Annotated in this window: 4 protein-coding genes; 1 reads left to right on the forward strand and 3 read right to left on the reverse strand. The window is 32.9% G+C overall.

Annotated features, from left to right (window positions below):
• From K6343_04225 to K6343_04235, 3 genes are all read right to left on the reverse strand, one after another.
• Positions 1–1107, reverse strand: a 1107-nt coding sequence (locus tag K6343_04225) for an ATP-binding cassette domain-containing protein (GenBank protein ID MEF3245171.1), incomplete at its 3' end; no start/stop codon positions are given.
• A gap of 51 nt (positions 1108–1158) precedes the next feature.
• A complete protein-coding gene (locus tag K6343_04230) occupies positions 1159–1734 on the reverse strand; it encodes a DUF996 domain-containing protein (GenBank protein MEF3245172.1) in 576 nt (191 codons plus the stop codon).
• Between the two features lie 10 nt (positions 1735–1744).
• The gene (locus K6343_04235) at positions 1745–2806 is read right to left on the reverse strand and encodes a mechanosensitive ion channel family protein (protein MEF3245173.1); all 1062 of its coding nucleotides are present in this window, start codon (positions 2804–2806) and stop codon (positions 1745–1747) included.
• Positions 2807–3574: 768 nt separating this feature from the next.
• On the opposite strand from K6343_04235, the gene K6343_04240 reads away from it, so the two are divergent.
• A complete protein-coding gene (locus K6343_04240; GenBank protein ID MEF3245174.1) occupies positions 3575–4234 on the forward strand; it encodes an endonuclease III in 660 nt (219 codons plus the stop codon).
• The last annotated feature ends 189 nt before the right edge of the window (positions 4235–4423 follow it).

Raw genomic sequence — 4423 nt, forward strand, 5'->3', positions numbered from 1 at the left:
GCTTGGACCTAAATAAACAAAACCAGAGGTAGGTTGAGTAAAGCCTGTTATTATTTGAAGAAGTGTTGTTTTTCCAGAGCCATTTTTCCCAATAAGAGCAATACGCTCGCCCCTCATTATTTTTAAATTGATATCCTTTAGGATAATTTTACCGTCGAACTCTTTTGAGATATTTCTTAATTCACAGACTTTCTCACTTCCTATATCACCACTTTCAATGTTAATTGAGATGGTTTTGTTATATGTAGTTTCGGGCAGTTTTAATTTTTCAATTTGTTTTTCTCTTGCTAACGCTTGACTTGACCGAGTGCCGTATCTAAATTTTTCGATGAATTTCCTCTCTTTTTCAATGTAGAGTTTAAGTTTCTCTAACTCTTTTCTTTTCGTCTCATCTTCGATTGTTTTTATTTTCATAAAGTTATCGTAATTACCTGGATATTCTTTGAGTTTGCCATTTTCAAGATAAAGAATTGAGTTTGCTAATTTATTTATTAAAACTTTGTCGTGAGAGACAATAAGCACTCCACCTTTAAAACTTTTTAGATACGTTTCAAGTTTTTCGATGGTTTCTATGCTAAGATTGTTTGTCGGTTCATCAAGTATTAATATGTCAGGTTTTGACAAAATCGCACCTATTAAAAGACACTTTGTCCTTTCGCCACCACTCATATTTGAAATACTTTTTTTGACAGTTTCTTCATCCAAGTCAAATGCACTTAAAAGTTTTGTTATTTCGCTTTTGTAGGCGTAACCTCCAAGTTTTTCAAACTCTTCAACAATATCTGAAATTTCATCTGGTTCTGTAAGATTGTGGGTAACTTCTATTTTTCTTTCAATATCTTTAATTTGCTTTATTCCTTCTTCAATGATCTCTAAGCCAGTTCTATTGGTTGCTTTAATTTCTTGAGGCACATAGGCAATTTTACCATTCACAAAAACTGAGCCTTTGTCTTGCTCTTTATTACCAACTATTATCTCAAGAAGAGTAGTTTTACCAGAGCCGTTTTCTCCAACTATTACCTTTTTTTCTCTATCTAAAGTAAAACTCACCTCATTGAGGATAGTTTTACCTTGAATAGAATAATAAATACCATCTACAATAAGCATATCTTTAAAAACAAAAATAATTGGATCAAAAACTTACAATAAAAGTAATTACTAAACTAATTCTTGAGGTGTATGTTCTTCGATTTCTATCTCATCTTGCATTGTCAAAAATCCTATAAGAAAGAAGATTTCACCGATATACATAATTAAGAAACCAACAACTACGATAAGTAGGATAGCACCAATAAAGTAAAGGTCACTTCCAGTTTTAAAATAACTGTTATTTAAAACTTCGCCTAAGTCTTTAAAACTCTTTTTTACAAAATAAGCACTGATAACTGCTATTGCATAAATTAGTAAAAGATAAAGGATTACGGATGCTGATAATAAGCCTGCAAGCCCTCTTAACGAGAAGGCAAGGAAAGATATTCCACCTAAAATAGCAATGATAATAGCAACAACTCCACCTAAAACCGATATAAGGGAAGCTGTTAGAAAGTTTGAGAATATCTCTTTTTTATCTAATTTGGAAGAAATATCATTCAGCGCCAAAAGAACAAGAACATAATAAGCTAATGAGACAATAAAAGTAGACATGTATCTTTTAAAGAAAAATGGTAATAGTAAAAGAATTATAAAACCAATAATACCAAGCGTTTTTGCGCTACTCAAATTAATCTTCTTCATAGTTCCTCCTTTATTTTTTATTTATATTATCTAACTTTACTACCTCTATAGGATAGGTAATAAAAACTCCAAATTCCCTTAATTTTTCAACTATCGCTAAATTTACCTTTTCTAAAAGCTCCATATATCTATTATAGTCAATTTCGTTTATGTAGTAAGCTAAAGTATAATCAAAACTGTAATCGGAAATGTTTGAAAATCTTGCAAAGGCAAAAACTGTTTGTTCAACACTTTCAACAGCAGCTTTTAAAATAGAAGGTATTTCTTTAAGTTTATCCTTGTCAGTCTCAAAAGGAACATGAATTAGTATTTGAACTCTCCTTGTTGTTAACCTTGAGTAATTTTTAATAATGACACTTGTAATAACTGAGTTTGGCACGCTTATTTCTTCTCCAGATAGGCTTTCAAGACGTGTGCTTCTTATTCCGATTTTTTTCACCGTTCCTTGGTATTGATCAAACAAGATATAGTCTCCTTCAACGTATGGTTTGTCAAGCACAAGTGAAATATAGTTAAAAATATCCTGTAAGGTTTTCTGTAATGCTAAGCCGATTATAATGCCCGAAACTCCAACACTCGCAAGTAATGAGCTTATTTCAAAAGTTGGGATAAAATTTTTTATAACAAAAATTGACCCGAAAAGGATAATTAAAATTTTTATTGAAACAAAAATGATATTTAATGTGTTTTTCTCACCATCTACGAGTTTTGATCGTGCAAAAATCTCCATGCGTACAACATCAACAAGAAGAATAAATACATAAATAATTGATATTGAAAGTATTCCCTTTTCTATTACATGCAGTATAGTTTTATAGTTGTTTAATTTCAGACTTTCAACACTCAGTAAAAATGCAAAGACGTAGAAAATTGGGGTTAGTCTTTTTATAATAAAAAGGATCGTTTTTATGTCGAACTTCTCTTTGTTTTGCACCTTTGAAAGAGTCTTTAAAAGGAGTTTAGAAAATGCAAAAATTATTAAGCTAACACCTAAAAAAAGCAATATAAACTCTAAATAATCTTTTATCGTGTTATTAAAAATTGTGTAGTTTAAAATGCTTTCAATATCCATAAGTCAATGTTCTATCCTCGTCAAATATATTATAACTCAATTAATTGTTTTTAAATTTCATAAAAATTACAAAGTCGCAAGAAAAAGATGAGATCCTTCGCTTAAGTTTACACTGAGCGAAGCGAACGTGCTCAGGATGACGTAGTGGGTGTTATTCTGAGGCGAAGCCCCCTTCGTCATTTCGAGCGGTAGCGAGGAATCTCATCCGTTGTCATCATTTTGAGGAGACGAGGCTCCTCTTGGTCATCTGAGACGAAGCCCCTGTTGTCATTCTGACGAGGCGTCCTTTTGCCGAGGAAGAATCTCATCCCCCTTCGTCATTCTGACGAGCGAACGTAGTGAACGAGGAAGAATCTCATCGTTTTACACCTTTTCCCTTATTTGTGGGAGCCCTGACGGAGTTCTTTTTATCCCCTCAAATATGAGATCCTTCGCTAAAAAGTTTACACTGAGCAAAGCGAACGTGCTTAGGATGACAGAGAAAGTGTGCTCCTCAGGATGACCGGGAAGAAAGGACTTAGAATGGCAAAGAAAAACGCTCAGGATGACAAAGAAGAAATATTCAAGGTGACAGGGAAGTGTGGAGGAATCTTCAGTGTTCTTCTTCCTTCTTTTAGTATTAGTAAGCCTTAAGAAACTACCTTCTATGCCCTCAGTGAATAAGGGCTCCTCCTAACAGGGTTTTAATTTTGGCATCAAAAATACAACAGAAAATTTTTAAGCAACCTAATCAAAAGAATTTATAAAATTGTAGTATACTAAATAAATATGGAAAAGATAAAAGATTTTGACTATGTAATTCCAATCATCGCAAAATACACCGAAGCATTTCTTGAACCCGTTGTTGCAAGAATTAAAAAAGAAAAAATAGATCCTTTTAAAATTCTCATAGGAACTATTTTGAGTTTAAGAACAAAAGATAACGTCACTGAAAGCGCTTCCCTTAGACTATTTAAGGTGGTAAAAACTCCACACGATCTTAAAAAATTGAGTGTAGAAGAGATTGAAAAACTCATTTATCCAGTTGGTTTTTACAGAAGAAAAGCAGTGCAGTTAAAAGGAATTGCAGACGTTCTCATAGAAGAGTATGGAGGAAAAGTGCCCAACACACTTGATGAACTTCTAAAGATTAAAGGTGTTGGTAGAAAAACCGCAAATCTTGTAATTACAGAGGCTTTTGACGAATATGGAATCTGCGTTGATACCCATGTGCATCGCATAAGTAATAGACTTGGTTGGGTTAAAACAAAAACTCCTGAGCAAACAGAAGAAGAATTAAGAAAAATTTTACCTAAAAAATACTGGAAAAAGATAAACCAGTATCTTGTTACCTTTGGTCAAAATGTGTGTAAGCCTGTAAGCCCATTGTGTTCAAAATGTCCGCTTACATCTATCTGCCCTAAGGTCGGGGTAAAAACTTTTAGGTAAGAACATTTGGTAAAAGTGTTACCATGTTGTAAAATTAAGTTGCTATGAAAAAAAACGTATTTTTACTTTTGATAATACTCTTAATAGTTGGTGCATTTTGCCTTTCCTCCTGCGGGAAGACCTTTGAAGTTAAGTTCGTTGATTCAATCACAAACGAAACTCTTAAAAACATTACAGTTGATGGTAAAC

Source organism: Caldisericaceae bacterium (assembly GCA_036574215.1).
GTDB lineage: Bacteria > Caldisericota > Caldisericia > Caldisericales > Caldisericaceae > Caldisericum.

Excerpts from the sequence above, each read along its gene's own strand:
- K6343_04230 (MEF3245172.1), bottom strand. The coding sequence starts at position 1,734 with ATGAAGAAGATTAATTTGAGTAGCGCAAAAACGCTTGGTATTATTGGT.
- K6343_04235 (MEF3245173.1), bottom strand. The coding sequence starts at position 2,806 with ATGGATATTGAAAGCATTTTAAACTACACAATTTTTAATAACACGATA.
- K6343_04240 (MEF3245174.1), top strand. The coding sequence starts at position 3,575 with ATGGAAAAGATAAAAGATTTTGACTATGTAATTCCAATCATCGCAAAA.